The organism is Sphingopyxis sp. HIX (assembly GCF_001468285.1).
Taxonomy (GTDB): domain Bacteria; phylum Pseudomonadota; class Alphaproteobacteria; order Sphingomonadales; family Sphingomonadaceae; genus Sphingopyxis.
This window is the reverse complement of the sequence record NZ_LNSB01000069.1, coordinates 1-17,688: the sequence shown is the minus strand read 5'-3', so window position 1 is coordinate 17,688 and position 17,688 is coordinate 1. Positions and strand designations below refer to the sequence as shown.

Annotated in this window: 16 protein-coding genes and 1 tRNA gene; 9 read left to right on the top strand and 8 right to left on the bottom strand. The window is 68.1% G+C overall.

Features of this window, described 5'->3' with window-relative positions:
- Positions 1–82: 82 nt before the first annotated feature.
- The 5 genes from ATE62_RS21850 to ATE62_RS21830 form a co-directional block, all read right to left on the bottom strand.
- Positions 83–994 carry a TraB/GumN family protein gene (locus ATE62_RS21850; RefSeq protein ID WP_058810145.1) on the bottom strand — a complete coding sequence of 304 codons (912 nt, stop codon included), beginning with the start codon at positions 992–994 and terminating at the stop codon, positions 83–85.
- On the bottom strand, positions 991–1,929 hold the full coding sequence (locus tag ATE62_RS21845) for a TraB/GumN family protein (RefSeq protein WP_058810146.1): 939 nt from the start codon (positions 1,927–1,929) through the stop codon (positions 991–993). The genes ATE62_RS21850 and ATE62_RS21845 overlap by 4 nt, the downstream gene beginning before the upstream one ends.
- A 41-nt stretch (positions 1,930–1,970) precedes the next feature.
- The gene (locus ATE62_RS21840; protein WP_231736375.1) at positions 1,971–2,579 is read right to left on the bottom strand and encodes a hypothetical protein; all 609 of its coding nucleotides are present in this window, start codon (positions 2,577–2,579) and stop codon (positions 1,971–1,973) included.
- Positions 2,569–2,781 (bottom strand): helix-turn-helix transcriptional regulator, encoded by a 213-nt coding sequence (locus ATE62_RS21835; protein ID WP_058810148.1) that lies wholly within the window; start codon positions 2,779–2,781, stop codon positions 2,569–2,571. The genes ATE62_RS21840 and ATE62_RS21835 overlap by 11 nt, the downstream gene beginning before the upstream one ends.
- A gap of 226 nt (positions 2,782–3,007) precedes the next feature.
- Positions 3,008–3,328, bottom strand: coding sequence for a UrcA family protein (locus tag ATE62_RS21830; protein WP_058810149.1), 321 nt, complete (start codon positions 3,326–3,328; stop codon positions 3,008–3,010).
- 275 nt (positions 3,329–3,603) lie between these two features.
- Between ATE62_RS21830 and ATE62_RS21825 the strand changes: the two genes are divergently transcribed.
- From ATE62_RS21825 to ATE62_RS21800, 6 genes are all read left to right on the top strand, one after another.
- Positions 3,604–4,485 carry a glycine--tRNA ligase subunit alpha gene (locus ATE62_RS21825; RefSeq protein WP_058810159.1) on the top strand — a complete coding sequence of 294 codons (882 nt, stop codon included), beginning with the start codon at positions 3,604–3,606 and terminating at the stop codon, positions 4,483–4,485.
- Positions 4,482–6,548, top strand: coding sequence for a glycine--tRNA ligase subunit beta (gene glyS, locus ATE62_RS21820; protein ID WP_058810150.1), 2,067 nt, complete (start codon positions 4,482–4,484; stop codon positions 6,546–6,548). The genes ATE62_RS21825 and glyS overlap by 4 nt, the downstream gene beginning before the upstream one ends.
- Before the next feature lie 128 nt (positions 6,549–6,676).
- On the top strand, positions 6,677–9,337 hold the full coding sequence (gene ppdK, locus ATE62_RS21815) for a pyruvate, phosphate dikinase (protein ID WP_058810151.1): 2,661 nt from the start codon (positions 6,677–6,679) through the stop codon (positions 9,335–9,337).
- Positions 9,338–9,353: 16 nt separating this feature from the next.
- Positions 9,354–9,929, top strand: coding sequence for a DUF1214 domain-containing protein (locus ATE62_RS21810; protein ID WP_058810152.1), 576 nt, complete (start codon positions 9,354–9,356; stop codon positions 9,927–9,929).
- Position 9,930: 1 nt separating this feature from the next.
- Positions 9,931–10,458, top strand: a complete 528-nt coding sequence (locus ATE62_RS21805) for a DUF1254 domain-containing protein (protein ID WP_058810153.1) — start codon at positions 9,931–9,933, stop codon at positions 10,456–10,458.
- A gap of 44 nt (positions 10,459–10,502) precedes the next feature.
- Positions 10,503–10,579, top strand: a tRNA-Arg gene (locus ATE62_RS21800).
- Positions 10,580–10,881: 302 nt separating this feature from the next.
- Here ATE62_RS21800 and ATE62_RS21795 read toward each other — a convergent pair.
- Positions 10,882–11,736, bottom strand: coding sequence for a class I SAM-dependent methyltransferase (locus ATE62_RS21795; RefSeq protein WP_058810154.1), 855 nt, complete (start codon positions 11,734–11,736; stop codon positions 10,882–10,884).
- A 145-nt stretch (positions 11,737–11,881) separates the two neighbouring features.
- Between ATE62_RS21795 and ATE62_RS21790 the strand changes: the two genes are divergently transcribed.
- From ATE62_RS21790 to ATE62_RS21780, 3 genes are all read left to right on the top strand, one after another.
- Complete coding sequence (locus ATE62_RS21790; protein ID WP_058810155.1) at positions 11,882–12,853, top strand: glucokinase; 972 nt, start codon at positions 11,882–11,884, stop codon at positions 12,851–12,853.
- 85 nt (positions 12,854–12,938) lie between these two features.
- Positions 12,939–13,877, top strand: a complete 939-nt coding sequence (locus tag ATE62_RS21785; protein WP_058810156.1) for a DUF808 domain-containing protein — start codon at positions 12,939–12,941, stop codon at positions 13,875–13,877.
- 22 nt (positions 13,878–13,899) lie between these two features.
- Positions 13,900–15,216: an aspartate aminotransferase family protein gene (locus ATE62_RS21780; RefSeq protein WP_058810157.1), complete on the top strand. Its 1,317-nt coding sequence runs from the start codon at positions 13,900–13,902 to the stop codon at positions 15,214–15,216.
- Between the two features lie 190 nt (positions 15,217–15,406).
- Here the strand turns inward: ATE62_RS21780 and ATE62_RS21775 are convergent, their stop codons facing one another.
- Both ATE62_RS21775 and ATE62_RS21770 read right to left on the bottom strand, forming a co-directional pair.
- Positions 15,407–16,621, bottom strand: a complete 1,215-nt coding sequence (locus ATE62_RS21775; RefSeq protein WP_082662966.1) for a dihydroorotase — start codon at positions 16,619–16,621, stop codon at positions 15,407–15,409.
- Positions 16,612–17,607 (bottom strand): aspartate carbamoyltransferase catalytic subunit, encoded by a 996-nt coding sequence (locus ATE62_RS21770; protein WP_058810158.1) that lies wholly within the window; start codon positions 17,605–17,607, stop codon positions 16,612–16,614. Before ATE62_RS21770 ends, ATE62_RS21775 begins: the two co-directional genes overlap by 10 nt.
- Positions 17,608–17,688: the final 81 nt, after the last annotated feature.

The window sequence follows — 17,688 nt, the reverse complement described above, 5'->3', positions numbered from 1 at the left end:
GCTTCGCATGGTCCCCCTCCCCATCGCTTCGCGACAGGGAGGATTAAGTACGTCCGCTCCCCACCCCAAAGCCGCCCCTCACTCACTGCACCCGCGTGACCTTCAGCCCCTCGGCCTCCAGCAACGTCGGCAGGCCGTCGCTGCCGATCAGATGGCCGGTGCCGACCGCGACCAGCACCGTGCCCGGCCGGTCCATCCGCGCCTTTGCCCAGCGGCTCCATGCGTGGTTGCGTTCGGTGAGCAGCGCCGCGCGCGCCGCGGGGACGGCATCGACATCCTCGTTGACCATCTTTTCCAGCGCCGCGATGTCGCCGCGCGACCAGGCGGCGGTGAGCGCGCCGACCTCGGTCACGGCATCGTCCGCGCCCGCGGCGGCGTTGGCGAGCAGCGCGCGCTGGGTTGCGGCGTCGAGCGTTTCGAAGGCCATCAGCTGCCCTTCGGCGCTTTCGAGGCCGCCGACCGGCTTGCCCGCGTCGTTGAAGCTGGCGGTGAGCACGGTTTCGACGCCGTTCGCGGGCGAGAGCGCGGCATTCTGCGCGACGCGCTGGCCCATCAGCACCATCACCGCCCAGTCGTCGAGCGTGTCGCCGCCGAAGGGCTGGCCCGACCCGCTCGCCTCGAGCGCGCGATATCCGGCGAGGGCGTTCGCGGGCAGGCGGCGCTCGACGGGGAGCGGCGCGGTGCGCGGGGCGAGGCGCTGGAACACCTCGCCGACCTTGGCGAGTTCGGCGGGCGAGAGTTCGAGTATCAGCTCGTCGGCGGCGGCGATCGCGGCGCCGACCTGGCCATGATCCCAGTCGGTCGTCGCGGGCAGCGCGTGCATCGTGCCGAGCAGGTAGAGATGGGTGTCCTCGTCCTCGACCAACCACATCGCGGGCTTGGCGACTTGTTTCTCGGCCGGGGCGGGCGAGCCGCAGGCGGTGAGCAGGCAGACCGAAAGGGTCGCCGCGACGCGGCGACCCCAGCGGGCGAAAGGCCCCGCCGCGGCGGTCAATAGTCGACCCGCTGCACGGTCAGCCCGCGCTCGGTCAGATAGGCCTGGACGCTCTTGTCGCCCGCGAGGTGGCCCGCGCCGACCGCGACGAAGACCGTGCCGGGCTTGTCCATGCGCGTCTTGATCGTGTCGGCCCAGCGCGCGTTGCGATCGTAGAGCAGGATCTTCGCCAGCTCGGGGGTTTCGGTCATGCTCTCGTTCATCGTGACGGCGAGCGCGCCGGGATCGCCCTTGACCCATTGCGCGACCAAAGTGTCGAGGGTGGGCACGACCTTGTCCATGTCGCGCACGACGGTTTCGAGGTAAGCGAGCTGCGACGCTTCCGACAGATTGTCGAAAAAGCCATATTGTTCCTCGACCGTTTCGAAGGCGCCGATCGGCTTGCCGCCGGCCTTGGCGGCGCCGGTCAGGACCATTTCGGGGCCGAGCTGGGGATTGTAGCCCTTGATCAGCAGCGGCAGCACCGAGAGGTTTACCGCGACGAACCAGGGCTCGTATTTCTCGAAGGCTTCGGGCGGCAGGCCGACCGAGACCATCGAGGCGGCATAGGCGTCATGCGCTTCCTTGCTCATCCGGCTGGCGAGGGTGCGGCCGGCGGGGTCGATCGCCATCTTCTCGGTCACCGCCTTCACCGCGGCGGGGTTCTCTGGCATCAGCATTTCGAGCATCAGCTCGTCCGAGCCGTCGAAGGCGCTCTTTACCGCCTCGTCGAACCAGCCGAGCCCGGGCTTGAGGAAATGGACGGTGCCGAAGAGATAGATGGTGGTGTCGTCGTCCTTGACCACCCAGAGGGCGGGGTCGGCGTCGACCGCGGAGGCGGCTTCTGCGGCGACGGGTTCGGCGGCGCGCGCGGCGTTGCTGCCGGGGATCAATGCGCATTGCGCGAAGGGGATGATCGCGCAGGTCGCGGCGAGGGTCTTGAACAGGCGTTTCATGGAAAGGACACTTTCGGTCTGAAGGGAGGATATCCGCTGGGTCAGCGGAACTTGAACCAGAGATAGACGAGCGCGTTGACCACCAGGCTGGCGACGAAGAGGATCATCGCGTCGATCGGCGGCGCCAGCCCGGCGCGGTGGAGGACCCACCAGACGGGGCAAGGGAAGACGAAGGCGTAGAAGCCCCACAGGGCGCCGAGATGATAGGCTTGGCGCTCGTGATCGTCGACGCTGCGGTGATAGACGACCAGCGAGATCGCGAGGCCGACCACCCACAGCACCGACAATGCGATCGCGACCGTCGGCGTGAGCGCGGCGTTGCTGTAGAGGTCGCCGCCGCTCGCCTGGAGCGTGATCGCCGAGACCATGCCGAGCAGGCCCGCGCCGAAGATGCTGGCCCAATAGAGCCGCTTGCGCGGCGACCAGCGACGGAAATAGTCGGCGTGGCTGCGGATATAGAGGGTGATCGCGGCGACGCCGAAGGCGATCGCGGCGACCGGCCCGACCCATGGCGCGAGCGCGGGGTCGCCCGAATTGATCGCGGTCTGGTTGTAACCGGCGATGCCGCCCGCGAGCATCGCGGTGCAGAAGCCGATGAACACCGGCATGATCATGTTCGGGGCGCGGGGTTCCTTAGGCTCAGTTGCCATGGTCAAGTCCTTCGCCATAATCGAAAATCTCCTCGATCGGCATGTCGAACAGCCGCGCGAGCTTGAAGGCGAGCGGCAGCGACGGGTCGTATTTCCCCGTTTCGATCGCATTCACCGCCTGCCGCGAAACGTCGAGCCGGTCGGCCAGTTCGGCCTGGCTCCAGTTGCGCATCGCGCGCAGCACTTTGAGTTTGTTGTTCATCGGCGCCTCGCCAGTCCCAGCCTTTGCTCCGCCATGGCAAGCCAGGGCATTCTCCGCAAACGGCAATTTGGGGTCGGCCCTTGGGGCTTGGTGGGGAAGGTCGTGCATGTCCTGACTTTCAAGGGGCTGGGGCGCTGCCGCAGGGGAGGGCGCCCCAGCCCGGCTCGCCTGCCGACACCGGGGAGGGTCGGACGGGGCAAGACATCGAACATCGGCCCGGCGCGGCTCAGCGCGCGCTCTTCAGCATCAGCAGCGCGAGCTGGGTGCCGCCCTCGGCGCGGGCGATGGCGCGGTCGGCCTGCGGCTTGGCGGCGGCGAGCGCGCCGGCGATGCACTGCGTTTCGCGGGCGCGCTCGGCGGTGCCGCCGATGCCGGTGTGGCAGAGCTCGCGCGCGGCGCTCTTCACGCGGGTTTCGAGGCGCTGCTGGCCCTTGGCGGTCGACAGGTCGAGGTCGGCGATGCGGACCTCGGCGGTCGGCGCCTCGGCAGCGAGCGCGGGTGCGGCGGCGGCGAGCGAGAGGGCGAGGATCAGGGTGCGGGTCATCATGTCGTGTCTCCTTGGGTTAGTCATGTTGGTCATGGGCACCTGTCTTTATGTCAGGTGTTATTGACTATATGTCGCGATTCGCTGACTATGTCAACAACACCTGACAAAAAGTTTTGTGAGCCTGACAAAGGTCCCGGATTTCAGCGCGCGCGGCGGGGCGCGGAGCCTTGACCGTGGCGCCCCGCTGGGCCAATGCGGCGGCGATTTTTTGCACCTGCGAAGGAAGACCGGCCGTGGCCGAGGCGGACGCCAAGCACCCCCTGAGTTTCCAGGACATGATCCTGACGCTGCACCGCTATTGGAGCGCGCGCGGCTGTGCGATCCTGCAGCCCTATGACATGCGCGTGGGGGCGGGGACCTTTCACCCCGCGACGACGCTGCGCAGCCTGGGCCCCGAGCCGTGGAACGTCGCCTATGTCCAGCCGAGCCGCCGCCCGACCGACGGCCGTTATGGCGAAAACCCGAACCGGCTGCAGCATTATTACCAATATCAGGTGATATTGAAGCCCTCGCCCGCCGACCTGCAGGAGCAATATCTGGGCTCGCTCGCCGCGATCGGCATCGATCCGCTGCTCCACGACATCCGCTTCGTCGAGGACGATTGGGAATCGCCGACGCTCGGCGCGTGGGGGCTGGGCTGGGAAGTCTGGTGCGACGGCATGGAAGTCACCCAGTTCACTTACTTTCAGCAGATGGGCGGCTTCGACTGCAAGCCCGTCGCGGGCGAGCTGACCTACGGGCTCGAGCGCCTCGCGATGTATATCCAGAATGTCGACAATGTGTACGACCTGCGCTTCTCCGACGCGGTCGGCGATGTTGCGGCGGTAAGCTATGGCGACGTTTTTCTGGAGAATGAGCGGCAATTCTCGAAATGGAATTTCGAGGTCGCGGACACTGATGCCTTGTTCGCGGGGTTCAAGGCCGCCGAGGCCGAATGCAACCGGGCGATCGAAGCGGGCGTGCCGCTCGCGGCCTACGACCAGGCGATCGAGGCGAGCCATTTGTTCAACCTGCTGCAGGCGCGGGGCGTGATCAGCGTGCAGGAACGCGCCAACTATATGGCGCGCGTTCGCGACCTCGCGAAGGGCAGCTGCAAGGCGTGGATCGACAGCCAGTCGGAGCGCTGGACCGTACAATATCCGGGGTGGACGCTGTGACCGATTTTCTTCTCGAACTGCGCAGCGAGGAAATCCCGGCGCGGATGCAGGCCAATGCGCGATTTGAATTGCGTGAAAGATTCAGCGACACGCTGCACGAAGCAGGGCTTGTTGTCTCGGACTCCGACATCACCGTATGGTCGACCCCGCGTCGCCTCACGCTGATCGCTCGCAATCTGCCCGACGCGACCGCTGCGGTCAGCGAGGAACTCAAGGGCCCGCGCAGCAGCGCGCCGCCGCAGGCGCTCGAGGGTTTCCTGCGCAAGACGGGGCTGACGCAGGACCAGCTCGAGGACCGCGACGGCGTGTACTTCGCCGTGATCGACAAGCCCGGCCGCGCGACCGCCGCGGTGCTGGCCGAGGCGATTCCCGCGATCGTCCGCGGCTTTGCCTGGCCCAAGTCGATGCGCTGGGGCAAGGAAAGCGCGAGCAGCGAGAGCCTGCGCTGGGTGCGCCCGCTCTCGGGGATCGTCGCGATCTTCGGCGAAGAGCTGGTTCCGTGTGAAGTTAGCGGGATTTCCGCGGGTTTCGCGACGCGCGGCCACCGTTTCCACTGCCCCGGCGAGATCACCATCGGTTCGGCGGCGGACTATGCCGAAAAGCTGCGCGCGTGCCACGTCATCGTCGATCATGAAGAGCGGCAGGCAATCATCCGCGACGGCGCCGCCAAAGCCGCGGCCGACGCCGGGCTGAGCCTCGTCGAGGACGAGGGGTTGGTGATCGAGAACGCCGGCCTCACCGAATGGCCGGTGCCGCTGCTCGGCCGCTTCGACACCGCCTTTCTCGAGGTCCCGCCCGAGGTCATCCAGCTCACCGCGCGCGTGAACCAGAAATATTTCGTCGTGAACGGCGCCGACGGCAAGCTCGCCAACGGCTTCGTCTGTACCGCGAACATCGACGCGAAGGACGGCGGCAAGGAAGTCGTCGCGGGCAACCAGAAGGTGCTCGCGGCGCGGCTTTCCGATGCCCGCTTCTTCTGGGAGCAGGATCTGGCGCATCCGCTCGAAACCTATCTGCCCAAGCTGGAAGCGATGCTGCTCTATGAGGGCATGGGGTCGCTGCGCGAAAAGGCCGAGCGCATCTCTATTTTGGCCGGCTGGATCGCCGAGCAATATTTCCCCGAGCGCGATCCCGATACCGCCCGCCGTGCGGGCTTGCTGGCAAAGGCCGATCTGGCGACCGGAATGGTTGGTGAATTCCCCGAATTGCAGGGCGTGATGGGCGGCTATTACGCCGAACGCGGCGGCGAGAAGCCGGGCACGGTTTCGGCGCTGCAGCAACAATATGTCGCCGCGGTCGAGGGCTGTATCCCGGCGTGCGTCGCGCTCGCCGACCGGATCGATACGCTGGCGCTATTCTTCGCGCGTAATATCAAGCCGACGGGTTCGCGCGATCCCTTCGCGCTGCGCCGCGCCGCGTTGCAGACGATCCAGACGATCCTCGTCAACGATACGCGCCTCAACCTGAAGCGCGTCGTCGAAAAGAGCCACGAGATCGCCAAGCGCAACGCGGCGATTGCCGGAAATATGCAGGTTTCGGACAGTGCTGCGCTCGCTTCCGATCTCCTCGACTTCTTCGCCGACCGCCTCAAGGTCCAGCAGCGCGAAGCTGGCGTCCGGCACGACCTGATCGACGCGGTGTTTGTGCTCGGCGGCGAGGATGATCTCGTCCGCCTGCTCGCGCGCGTGAAGGCGTTGCAGGCGTTCATGGCGACCGAGGACGGCACCAATCTGCTCGCAGGCTACAAGCGTGCCGCGAATATCCTGAAGCAGGCGGGCGAGGTTAGCGGCACCGCCGCCGCGACGCCGCCGACCGAGGCCGACGCCACCCTCCTCGCCGCGCTCGACACCGCCGAGCCTGCCGCTGCCACCGCGGTCGCCGACGAGCGCTTCACCGACGCCATGGCGGCGCTCGCGTCGCTGCGCGCGCCGATCGACGCCTTTTTCGAGGGCGTGATGGTCAACGATCCCGACGAAGCGGTGCGCGCCTATCGCCTCGGGCTGCTCGCGCGCTTTACCGGCGCGGTGCACGGGGTCGCCGATTTCTCGAAGATCGAGGGCTGACGCGGGCACCGAAATCCTATTCCACGGGCAGCCGCGCCTGACGCCGCTAAAGGAAAACTGAATCGACGATAGAGGGCAAGGTCCCTATTCCCCCGCCAACCTCCTCCCCGGGGCAGCAGGAGCATAAGATGACGAGCATGGTGCATTTGTTCGGCGGCGCGGCCACCACGGCCGAGCGTTCGAAGGAATTGCTGGGCGGCAAGGGGTCGAACCTCGCCGAAATGGCCTCGATCGGCCTGCCGGTGCCCCCGGGCTTTACGATCACCACCGACGTCTGCACCGCCTATTACGCCAATGGCGAGCAATATCCGGCCGGGCTGGCCCAGGATGTCGCCGCGGGCATCGCGCATATCGAGGGGATCACTGGGAAGAAATTCGGCGATGCGGCCGATCCCTTGCTCGTCTCGGTCCGCTCGGGCGCGCGCGTGTCGATGCCGGGGATGATGGACACGGTGCTCAACCTCGGGCTCAACGACAAGACCGTCGTCGGCCTCTCCGAAGCGTCGGGCGATCCGCGTTTCGCGTGGGACAGCTATCGCCGCTTTGTCCAGATGTACGCCGACGTCGTCATGGGGCTCGACCATGCCGAGTTCGAGGAGGCGCTGGAAATCGCCAAGGAAGACAAGGGCTTCTACCTCGACACCGAGATGTCGGCCGAGGATTGGCAGGCGCTGGTCAAGGAATATCAGGCGATCGTCGAACGCGAGACCGGCGCGCCTTTCCCGCAGGAGCCCAAGGACCAGCTATGGGGCGCGGTCGGCGCGGTCTTCGCGAGCTGGGAAAGCGATCGCGCGAAAGTCTATCGCCGGCTGAATTCGATCCCCGCCGAATGGGGCACCGCGGTCAATGTGCAGGCGATGGTGTTCGGCAATATGGGCGACACATCGGCGACGGGTGTGGCGTTCACGCGCGACCCCGCGACCGGCGAGCGCGCCTGGTACGGCGAATGGCTGATCAATGCGCAGGGCGAGGATGTCGTCGCGGGCATCCGCACCCCGCAATATCTGACGCTCGCCGCGCGTGAGCGAGCGGGGGCCAAGCCGCTGTCGATGGAAGAGGCGATGCCCGAGACCTTCGAGGAACTCGGCCGCGTCTTCGACACGCTCGAAACCCATTATCGCGACATGCAGGACATCGAGTTCACCGTCGAGCGCGGGACTTTGTGGATGCTGCAGACGCGCAGCGGCAAGCGCACCGCCAAGGCGGCGCTCAAGATCGCGGTCGATATGGCGGCCGAGGGGCTGATCAGCGAAGAGGAGGCCGTAGGCCGTGTCGATCCGGGCGCGCTCGACCAGCTGCTCCACCCGACGCTCGACCCCAAGGCAGTGCGCGACGTGCTGACCAAGGGGCTGCCCGCCAGCCCCGGCGCGGCATCGGGCAAGATCATGTTCGACGCCGACAGCGCGGAGAAAGCCGCGGGCATGGGCGAGGCGGTGATTCTCGTCCGCGTCGAAACCTCGCCCGAAGACATCCACGGCATGCACGCCGCCAAGGGCATTTTGACCGCGCGCGGTGGGATGACCAGTCACGCAGCGGTGGTCGCGCGCGGCATGGGCCGCCCCTGCGTCTCGGGCGCGGGCGGGCTCAGCATCGACGGCGCGGCGCGCGTGCTGCGCGTCGGCGGGCGCGAGCTGCGCGAGGGCGATATCCTCACCCTCGACGGCTCGACCGGCGAGGTGATGGCGGGCGAGGTACCGACCCTGCTGCCCGAACTGGTCGGCGACTTCGGTACCTTGATGGAATGGGCCGACAAGGTGCGCCGGATGAAGGTGCGCACCAACGCCGAAACCCCCCAGGATGCGCAGGTCGCGCGCGATTTCGGCGCCGAGGGCATCGGGCTCTGCCGTACCGAGCATATGTTCTTCGACGCCGCGCGCATCACCGCGGTGCGCGAGATGATCCTCGCCGACAGCGAGGACGGCCGCCGCGCGGCGCTCGCGAAATTGCTCCCCGAACAGCGCGGCGACTTTGCCGCGATTTTCGGGGTGATGGCTGGGCTGCCGGTGACGATCCGCCTGCTCGACCCGCCGCTCCACGAATTCCTGCCGACGCGCGAGGAGGATTTCGCCGATGTCGCCGCCGCCGCGGGGGTGGGCATCGAAGCGCTGAAGGCGCGCGCGAACGAGCTGCACGAGTTCAACCCGATGCTCGGGCATCGCGGCTGCCGCCTCGGCGTCACCTATCCCGAAATCTACGAGATGCAGGCGCGCGCGATCTTCGAGGCGGCGTGCGACGTCGCCGCCGAAACCGGCGCCGCGCCGATCCCCGAGGTGATGATCCCGCTGGTGGCGACGCGCCGCGAGTTCGACCTGATGAAGGCGGTCGTCGATGCGCAGGCCAAGGCGGTGTTCGCCGAAAAGGGCCGCGAGATCGCCTATCTCGTCGGCACGATGATCGAACTTCCGCGCGCGGCGCTGATGGCGGGCGAGATCGCCGAGAGCGCGGAGTTCTTCTCCTTCGGCACCAACGACCTCACCCAGACGACGATTGGCATCAGCCGCGACGATGCGGGGCGCTTCCTGACGCAATATGTCGACAAGGGCATCTTCCTGACCGACCCGTTCGTCAGCCTCGACGTCGAGGGCGTGGGGCAGCTCATCGAGATCGCCGCCGACCGTGGCCGCGCGACGCGCCCCGCGGTCAAGCTCGGCATCTGCGGCGAGCATGGCGGCGACGCGCCGAGCATCCACTTCTGCGAGAAGACCGGCCTCGACTATGTCAGCGCCTCGCCCTACCGTGTGCCGATCGCACGTCTGGCGGCAGCCCAGGCGGCGTTGAAGGCGAAATAGCTGGGGAGGGCGCGTCATGAAGAGCTGGCACCGCTATGCGATCACGCTGTTGGGCGGATTGGCGGTGGGGCTCGGTGGCGCGTGGGCACTCACCAACGGCGGGCTCGGCGACGGCGGGATCCGCAACGGGCCGTGGACGACCTCGCTCGGTTACGGGACCAAGGCGACCGACCCGCTGACGCGCGCGATGGTCGCGCGCTCGGGGCTGCTGGCGCTGCCCGCGAAGGAAACCGTCTACTGGATGGCGAAGACCGACGCGGCGGGCGCGCCGCTCGACGGCAATTGCCGCTACAGCCTGTCGGGGACGCCGCTCGACGCGCGCTGGTGGAGCGTCACCGTCTATGACGAGGCGGGCTATCTGGTGGATAATCCGGCGCGGGTCTGGTCGGTCAATGGCGCCAATGTCGCGCTCGACGCGAAGGGCGAGTGGCGCGTCACCATCGCGCCGGACAAACCGGCGGACTCCGCCTGGCTGCCCGGGATCAAGGGGCAGAAGTTCCAGCTGACGCTGCGTATGTACAACCCCGGCAAGGCGTTCCGCGCCGACCCTGCGAAGGCCGTGCTGCCGCGGCTCGTCAAGGAGGGCTGCTGAGATGCGGCGCTGGCTCGGCCCGCTCCTCTTCGGCCTGATCGTCGCCGCGGCGACCGCCTGGGCGGCGGTGCTGTACATCCCCTATGGGCTGATGAACGTGGCGATGGAGCGGCTGGGGCAGGGGGGCGTCAACAAAATGTCCTACGGCAATCTCGCGAATCCGCAGCGCCAGCCGGTGGTGCGGCCGAGCCCCGACCTCGCCTATTCGAGCTGCCCTTACGACCTGTCGGCGGGGCCGGTAGCGATCGACGTGGCTCCGGTGGCGGGACGCTACAGCTCGCTCAGCGTCTTCGACGCAGCGACCGACGTGATCTTCGTGCGCAACGATGTCGAGGCGGGGGGCAAGCCCTATCGAATCGTCGTCGCGCGCGACGGTCAGGCGGTGCCCGCGGGGGCCGAGGTCGTACGCACGACCCACGACCGCGGCATCGCGCTGATCCGCCTGCTGCTGAGGGATCCGGCGGAAATCGGCGGGCTCGACGCGGCGCGGCGGCAGTCGTCCTGCACCCCGGTCACAAATAAGAAATAGGGGGTTGCGCCCCCGCGCGCTCCCCCTTAAAGGCGCGTCTCCACGCACCCGTAGCTCAGCTGGATAGAGCACCAGACTACGAATCTGGGGGTCGGACGTTCGAATCGTTCCGGGTGCGCCATTTCCCTCCACGACCCGATTTCAGGCCGGTTTCCGGCCGCGAGAGACTCGTGCGCGAGGGGTGGCGGGGCCGCGCCGGCGGCGCCCGTTTTGGCCGCGAGGCCCGATGCAAGTGGATGAATACCCCGGGCAATACGTCCGAAACGTCTCGCGGTTGTTGATCGCGGGGCCTGTTATACCCCCCAGGCAGACGTCCGTGGCCGCTCCCGCGATCAATGGCCTCATAGCGCGATTCGCGGCGCGTTTACAGCATTGTCATTGTGCCGAGCGACGAAGCGAAATTGTGCCGATCGGCAGCCCGGTCTAGCCGGCCCTGGCGGTGACGACCCACGCGGCACCATCGATCAGGATCGAGGTCTCGCCGGGCCGCTGCGCGAAGGCCGCGCGCACCGCTGCGGCGGCTTTGGCGCGTATGTCGCCGGGCTGGTCGGCGAGGGCGCGCGAAAGCGGGCCGACCGCGAGCGCGAGGGTCAGCGCATCGTCGACCGCGGCCTCGCGCGTCGCGCCCGCGCCATAGGGAATGGTCGCATCGAAGGGCGCGACCGCGACATCGGCGAAACCCGCCGCCGACAGGATCGCCTCGATCCGGCCGCGGTCGGCGAAGGCGAAGGGGCCGGGGGCGAGCGGGTCGACCGGCGGCGGGCTCACGAAGTCGCGGATCGCCGCCATCGGCAGGCGGATCCAGTCATTCTCGGCCGGCGCGCGCCAGCAGGCGAAGGCGAGGCGGCCGTCGGGCTTCAGCGCGGCGCGCATATGCGCGAAGGCGGCGGCGGGATCGTCGAAGAACATCACGCCGAAGCGCGAGAAGAGCAGGTCGAAGCTGGCAGGGGGCAGCGCCGCGGTCGCGGCGTCGGCGAGGCGGAAGGCGGCCGGCGTCCCTGCGGGCGTATCGGCCTCGGCCCGGGCGACCAGTTGCGGCGAGATATCGACGCCGAGCACTTGGCCGCCGGGACCAATTTTCTCGGCAAGCGCAAAGCTGGTCGCGCCCGCGCCGCAGCCGATGTCGAGGACCTGTTCGCCCGGCGCGATGGCGGCCGCGTCGATCGCGGCGTCGCCGAAGGCCTTCAGCATCAGATCAAGCCTTTGCTGGTGGAGCACCCAATTGTGGCCGCTGGCGCCGGTCCATTCGTGCGTCGGGGGTTGGGGGGCAGTGACCATGGCGATTCTCCTTATTGCGAATGATTCGCAAGTAGCGAATCTTGGTGCTATGGGCAAGCCCGCGCATAGCTATGCCTTGTTGCCAGTCGCCGGGGCATCCGCCAGTCTGGCGCCGGGACAGCGCGCGGCCGCGCAAGGGAGAGATATGAGCGAGAAGATCGTCACCGTCGACATCGGCGGCACCCATGCGCGCTTCGCCATCGCCGAGGTGGCGGGCGGCCGCTGCACCGCGCTCGGCGAGGCGGTGACGCTGCACACCAAGGATCATGCGAGCTTCCAGACCGCGTGGGAGGATTTTGCGCAGCAGCAGGGCGGCAGCCTGCCGCGCGGTGTCGCGATCGCCATCGCGGGGCCGACGCGGGGCGAGATCATCCGCTTCACCAACAATCCGTGGATCATCCGCCCCGCGCTGGTCGGCGAGAAGCTCGGCGTCGACCGCTGGGTGCTGGTCAATGATTTCGAGGCGGTGGGGCATGCGGTAGCGCAGGCCGATGCCTCCTATTTCGAAACGCTCTGCGGCCCCGATGCCGCGCTTCCCGACAGTGGGACGATCAGCGTGATCGGCCCCGGCACTGGGCTCGGTGTCGCGCATATCTGGCGCGACGGCGCCGAGTATCGCGTCCAGGCGACCGAGGGCGGGCATATCGACTTCGCGCCGCTCGACAGCATCGAGGACGCGATCCTCGCGCGCCTTCGGAAACGCCACCGCCGCGTGTCGATCGAACGGGTCGTGTCGGGCCCCGCGATCGTCGACATATACGAGACGCTCGCGGCGATGGAGGGGCGCGCGGTGACCCCGCTCGACGACCGCACCCTCTGGACCAACGGGACGAGCGGCGCCGACAGCCTCGCCGCGGCGGCGATCGACCGCTTCTGCCTGTCGCTGGGCAGCGTGTCGGGCGACCTCGCACTGGCGCAGGGCGCGAGCGGGGTGGTGATCGCGGGCGGGCTGGGGCTGCGCATCAAGGACAGCCTGGTCAAATCGGGCTTCCCCGAGCGCTTCGTCGAAAAGGGGCGCTTCGAGGGTTTCATGAGCGCGCTGCCGGTCAAGCTGATCACGCATCCGCAGCCCGGGCTGTTCGGCGCCGCGGCGGCCTTTGCGCGGCTTTATCCCTGACGCAGCGCAACATCCTCTTTCGCATGGGAGTTTCGCTGGGTAGAGCAGGCGAAACGCACCATACGCAAACGGGGATCCCACGCACATGCCTTCAGGACTTTTCGCGCTGCTCGACGATGTGGCGACCATCGCCAAAGTGGCGGCGGCGAGCATCGACGATATCGGCGCGGCGGCGTCGAAGGCGGGGGTGAAGGCGGCGGGCGTCGTCGTCGACGACACCGCGGTGACCCCGCGCTACCTGACGGGCTTTACTCCCGACCGCGAGCTGCCGATCATCTGGCGCATCGCCAAGGGGTCGATCTTCAACAAGATCGTCCTGATCCTGCCTGTGCTGCTGCTGCTGTCGGCACTCGCGCAATGGGCGATCACACCGCTGCTGATGGTCGGCGGCGCCTATCTCTGCTTCGAGGGCGCCGAGAAGGTGCTGCATTCATTGCAGAAGGACAAGACGACGCTGGCCGAGGACGCCGCGATCGTCGCCGACAAGGATCATGAAGAGGCGATGGTGAAGGGCGCGATCCGCACCGACTTCATCCTGTCGGCCGAGATCATGGTGATCGCGCTCAACGAGGTGCTCGACGAGCCGCTGGGCATGCGCGCTGCGACGCTCGCGGTCGTCGCGCTGGCGATCACCGTCGCGGTGTACGGCGTCGTCGGGCTGATCGTGAAGATGGACGACATCGGCCTCGCGATGAGCAAGGGCAAGGCGGCCGCGGGCCGCGCGATCGGGCGCGGGCTGGTGGCGTTCATGCCCAAATTGCTGGCCGCGCTCGCCTTCATCGGCACCGCGGCGATGCTGTGGGTCGGCGGGCAGATCGTGCTGCACGGGCTCGACGAATATCATATCGGCGGGCTCGGCCACGCCCTGCACGACTTCGCGCATGCGGTCGCGGGCGGGCTGCCGGGCGCGGGGGTGTGGGAATGGCTGATCAACGCCGGCGGCGCGGGCATCTTCGGGCTGCTGCTCGGCGGGGTGATCGTCGGGGCGCTGCACCTGCTGCCGGGCAAGAAGGCGGCGCACTGAGGCGAGCGAGAGGAGGCTGCACATGCAGGTCGAGAATGATCCGCTGGCGGCCTTCTGGATGCCCTTCACCGCGAATAAGGCTTACAAGGCGAACCCGCGCCAGCTCGTGTCGGCGAACGGCATGTACTACCGCAGCGCGGACGGGCGCGAGATCCTCGACGGGACCGCCGGGCTCTGGTGCTGCAACGCGGGGCATTGCCGGCCCGAGATTGCGGAGGCGATCGCCGAGGCGGCGCGGACGCTCGATTTTGCGCCGACCTTCCAGCTCGGCCATCCGCTGGTATTCGAACTGGCGCGCCGCGTGGCGGCGATCATGCCCGAAGGGCTCGACCGGATATTCTTTACCAACAGCGGCAGCGAATCGGTTGATAGCGCGCTGAAAATAGCGCTCGCGGTACAGCGCGCGCGCGGGCAGGGGAGCCGGACGCGGCTGATCGGGCGCGAGCGCGGCTATCATGGCACGGGCTTCGGCGGGATCGGGGTCGGCGGCATCGTCAACAACCGCCGCGCCTTCGGTCCCGGCCTCGCGGGCACCGACCATATCCGGCATACGCACGGGGTGGCGGGCAATGTATATGCGCGCGGGTTTCCGCCGCATGGCGCCGAACTCGCCGACGATCTCCAGCGGCTGGTCGATCTCCACGGCGCCGAGACGATCGCGGCGGTGATCGTCGAGCCGATGGCGGGATCGACCGGTGTGCTGATCCCGCCCGCGGGCTATCTCCAGCGGCTGCGCGAGATCTGCGACCGCCACGGCATATTGCTGATCTTCGACGAGGTGATCACGGCGTTCGGGCGCGTCGGCGCCGCGACGGCGGCCGAAGCTTGGGGGGTGACCCCCGACATCATCACTTTGGCCAAGGGGCTGACCAACGCCGCGGTGCCGATGGGGGCGGTGGCGGTGAAGCGCGAACTGCACGACGCGGTGGTCGATGGTGAGGCGGGCGGGATCGAGCTATTCCACGGCTACACCTATTCGGGGCATCCGCTGGCGAGCGCCGCGGGGCTCGCGACGCTCGACCTCTATGCGCGCGAGGGGCTGTTCGATCGCGCCGCCGATCTCGCGGCCTATTGGGTCGAGGCGGCGCACAGCCTGAGGGGGCGGCGGCATATCGTCGATATCCGGACGATCGGGCTGGTCGCGGGGATCGAGCTGGAGCCGCGCCCCGGCGCGCCGACCGCGCGCGCGACCGAACTGTTCCATGCGTGCTTCGACAATGGCCTCCTGGTGCGCGCGACGGGCGACATCATCGCGCTGTCGCCGCCGCTGATCGTCGAGAAGGCCGAGATCGACCGGATGTTCGAGATGCTGGGGGGCCTGGTCGAGGGGGTCGGGTGAGGAGGAGAGCCATCATGCTCTCTCCTCTTAAGGGGAGAGATACGCAGGCTTGCCGGTTTACCGGCTAGCCGGAGTTGAGAGGGGTTTGCTGCGGCAGTGTTTATGCCCCTCTCCAAGCTTCGCTAGCTCCTGACGGAGCAAGCTGCGCTATCCTCTCCCCTGAAGGGGAGAGGGCAAAATGCGGCCAGCCTTACCTAATCCGCAGCCCGCCCTTCCACATCATCGTCGCGCGGCCTTGCACCGGCATGCCATCGAACGGGGTGTTGCCGGCCCAGGCGGCCATCTTCTTGGTGTCGACCTGCCACGGCGTGCCCTCATCGATCAGGATCAGGTCGGCCTCGAACCCCGGCTCGATCCGCCCCGCCGCGACGCCAAGCAGTTTCGAGGGATTGGCGGCGAGCAGTTCGAAGAGGCGCGACGGCGTGACATGCCCGTCGCGCACCAGTTGCAGCCCCATCGCGAGCAAAGTCTCGGCGCCCGCCATGCCGGGCAAAGCTTCGGCGAAGGGCAGGCGCTTGTCCTCGGGGCCGCGCGGATCGTGGCCCGAGGCGAGCACATCGATCGTGCCGTCGGCGATCGCGGTCAGGCAGGCGTGGCGGTCGTCCTCGCTGCGCAGCGGCGGCGACAGCCGCGCGAAGGTGCGGAAATCGCCGATCGCGGTGTCCGACAGGAACAGATGCGCGGGGGTGATGCCGCAGGTGACGGGCAGGCGCTTGGCCTTGGCGGCGCGGATGAGGTCGAGCCCGCGCGCGGTGGTGACCTGGCGGAAATGGATCGGCGCGCCGGTTTCCTCGACGAGGCAAAGGTCGCGCGCGATCGCCATGGCTTCGGCGATCGCCGGGGCCGAGGCGAGGCCGAGGCGCGTCGCCATTTCGCCATCGGTCGCGACCGCCCCCGCAGTGAGCCCCTCGTCCTCGGCGTGCGCGATGATGGTGAGGCCGAGCGACGCGGCATAGCTCAGCACGCGGCGCATCACGCCGGCGTCGGCGATGCGGCCGCGGCCGGTCGCGACGGCGCGCGCGCCAGCCTGTTTCATCAGGCCGATCTCGGCGAGTTCCTTGCCCGCGAGGCCCTTGGTGGCGGCGGCGAGCGGGTGGACCCAGAGGTCGGGCTTGCCGCCCTTCGCGGCGCGCTCGACCAGCCCGGCGCCGTCGAGCGGGCCGCTGTCGGGCATCAGCGCGGCGCGCGTGATGCCGCCGAAGTGGAAGGCGGGTTTGTCGGTCGCGAAGACGCCGAGGTCGATGATGCCCGGGGCGAGCCACTGGCCCTTGGCGTCGATCGTTTCGACATAGCCCGACGCGTCGGCCGGGTTCAGCGCGGCGATGCGGCCGTCCTCGACGCGCAGGCTGACGGTGTCGCCGCCGAGCAGGCGCGCGTTGGTGATCAGGAGCGGGGTCAGTTCCATCCCGGCACTCCCCGCTTGCGGCGCGTCAGGATGTCGAGGCACGCCATGCGCACCGCGACCCCCATCTCGACCTGCTCGGTGATCGTCGAGCGGGTGGGGTGGTCGGCGATATTGCTGTCGATCTCGACGCCGCGGTTCATCGGACCGGGGTGCATGACGATTGCCTCGGGCTTGGCTTTTTCCAGGCGCTTGGGGGTGAGGCCATAGAGCGCGTGATATTCGCGCGCGCTGGGGAGGTAGGCGCCGTCCATGCGCTCGTTCTGGAGGCGTAGCATCATCACGACGTCGGCATCCTTGATGCCCTCGTCCATGTCGGTGAAGGTGGTGACGTGCATGCGCTCCATCGCCGGGGGCGTGAGCGTCGGCGGCGCGACGATGCGCACCTCGTTGCCGAGTAGCGTGAGCGCGAGGATGTTCGAACGCGCGACGCGGCTGTGCAGCACGTCGCCGCAGATCGCGATGGTGAGCCCCTCGACGCGGCCGAGGCGGCGGCGGATGGTGAGCGTGTCGAGCAGCGCCTGCGTCGGATGCTCGTGGCGCCCATCGCCCGCGTTGAGCACGGGGCAGTCGACCTTGTCGGCGATGAGCTGCACCGCGCCCGACGATGCATGGCGGATCACCATCGCGTCGGCGCGCATCGCGTTCAATGTCATCGCGGTGTCGATCAGCGTCTCGCCCTTCTTCACGCTCGACTGCGCGGCGTGCATGTTGACGACGTCGGCGCCGAGGCGCTTGCCCGCGATCTCGAACGACAGCAATGTGCGCGTCGAATTCTCGAAAAAGGCGTTGATGATCGTCAGCCCGGCGAGCCGGTCGTCGTGCTTCGCGGCGCCGCTGCGGTTGAGTTCGACCCACTCTTCGGCGGCGTCGAGGACGTAGCTGATCTCCCATGGGGTCAGCTGGGCGATGCCGATCAGGTGGCGATGGCGAAAGGCATCGCCGCCGGGCGGATAGTCGCTGGCGGGTCGGGTGGTGGAGCTTGTCATTAAAGCCGAGCGTTTAGGGGGGCGGGGCGATTCGAGCAAGCGCGATCCTCCCCCATAGGGGGAGGGGGACCACCCGAAGGG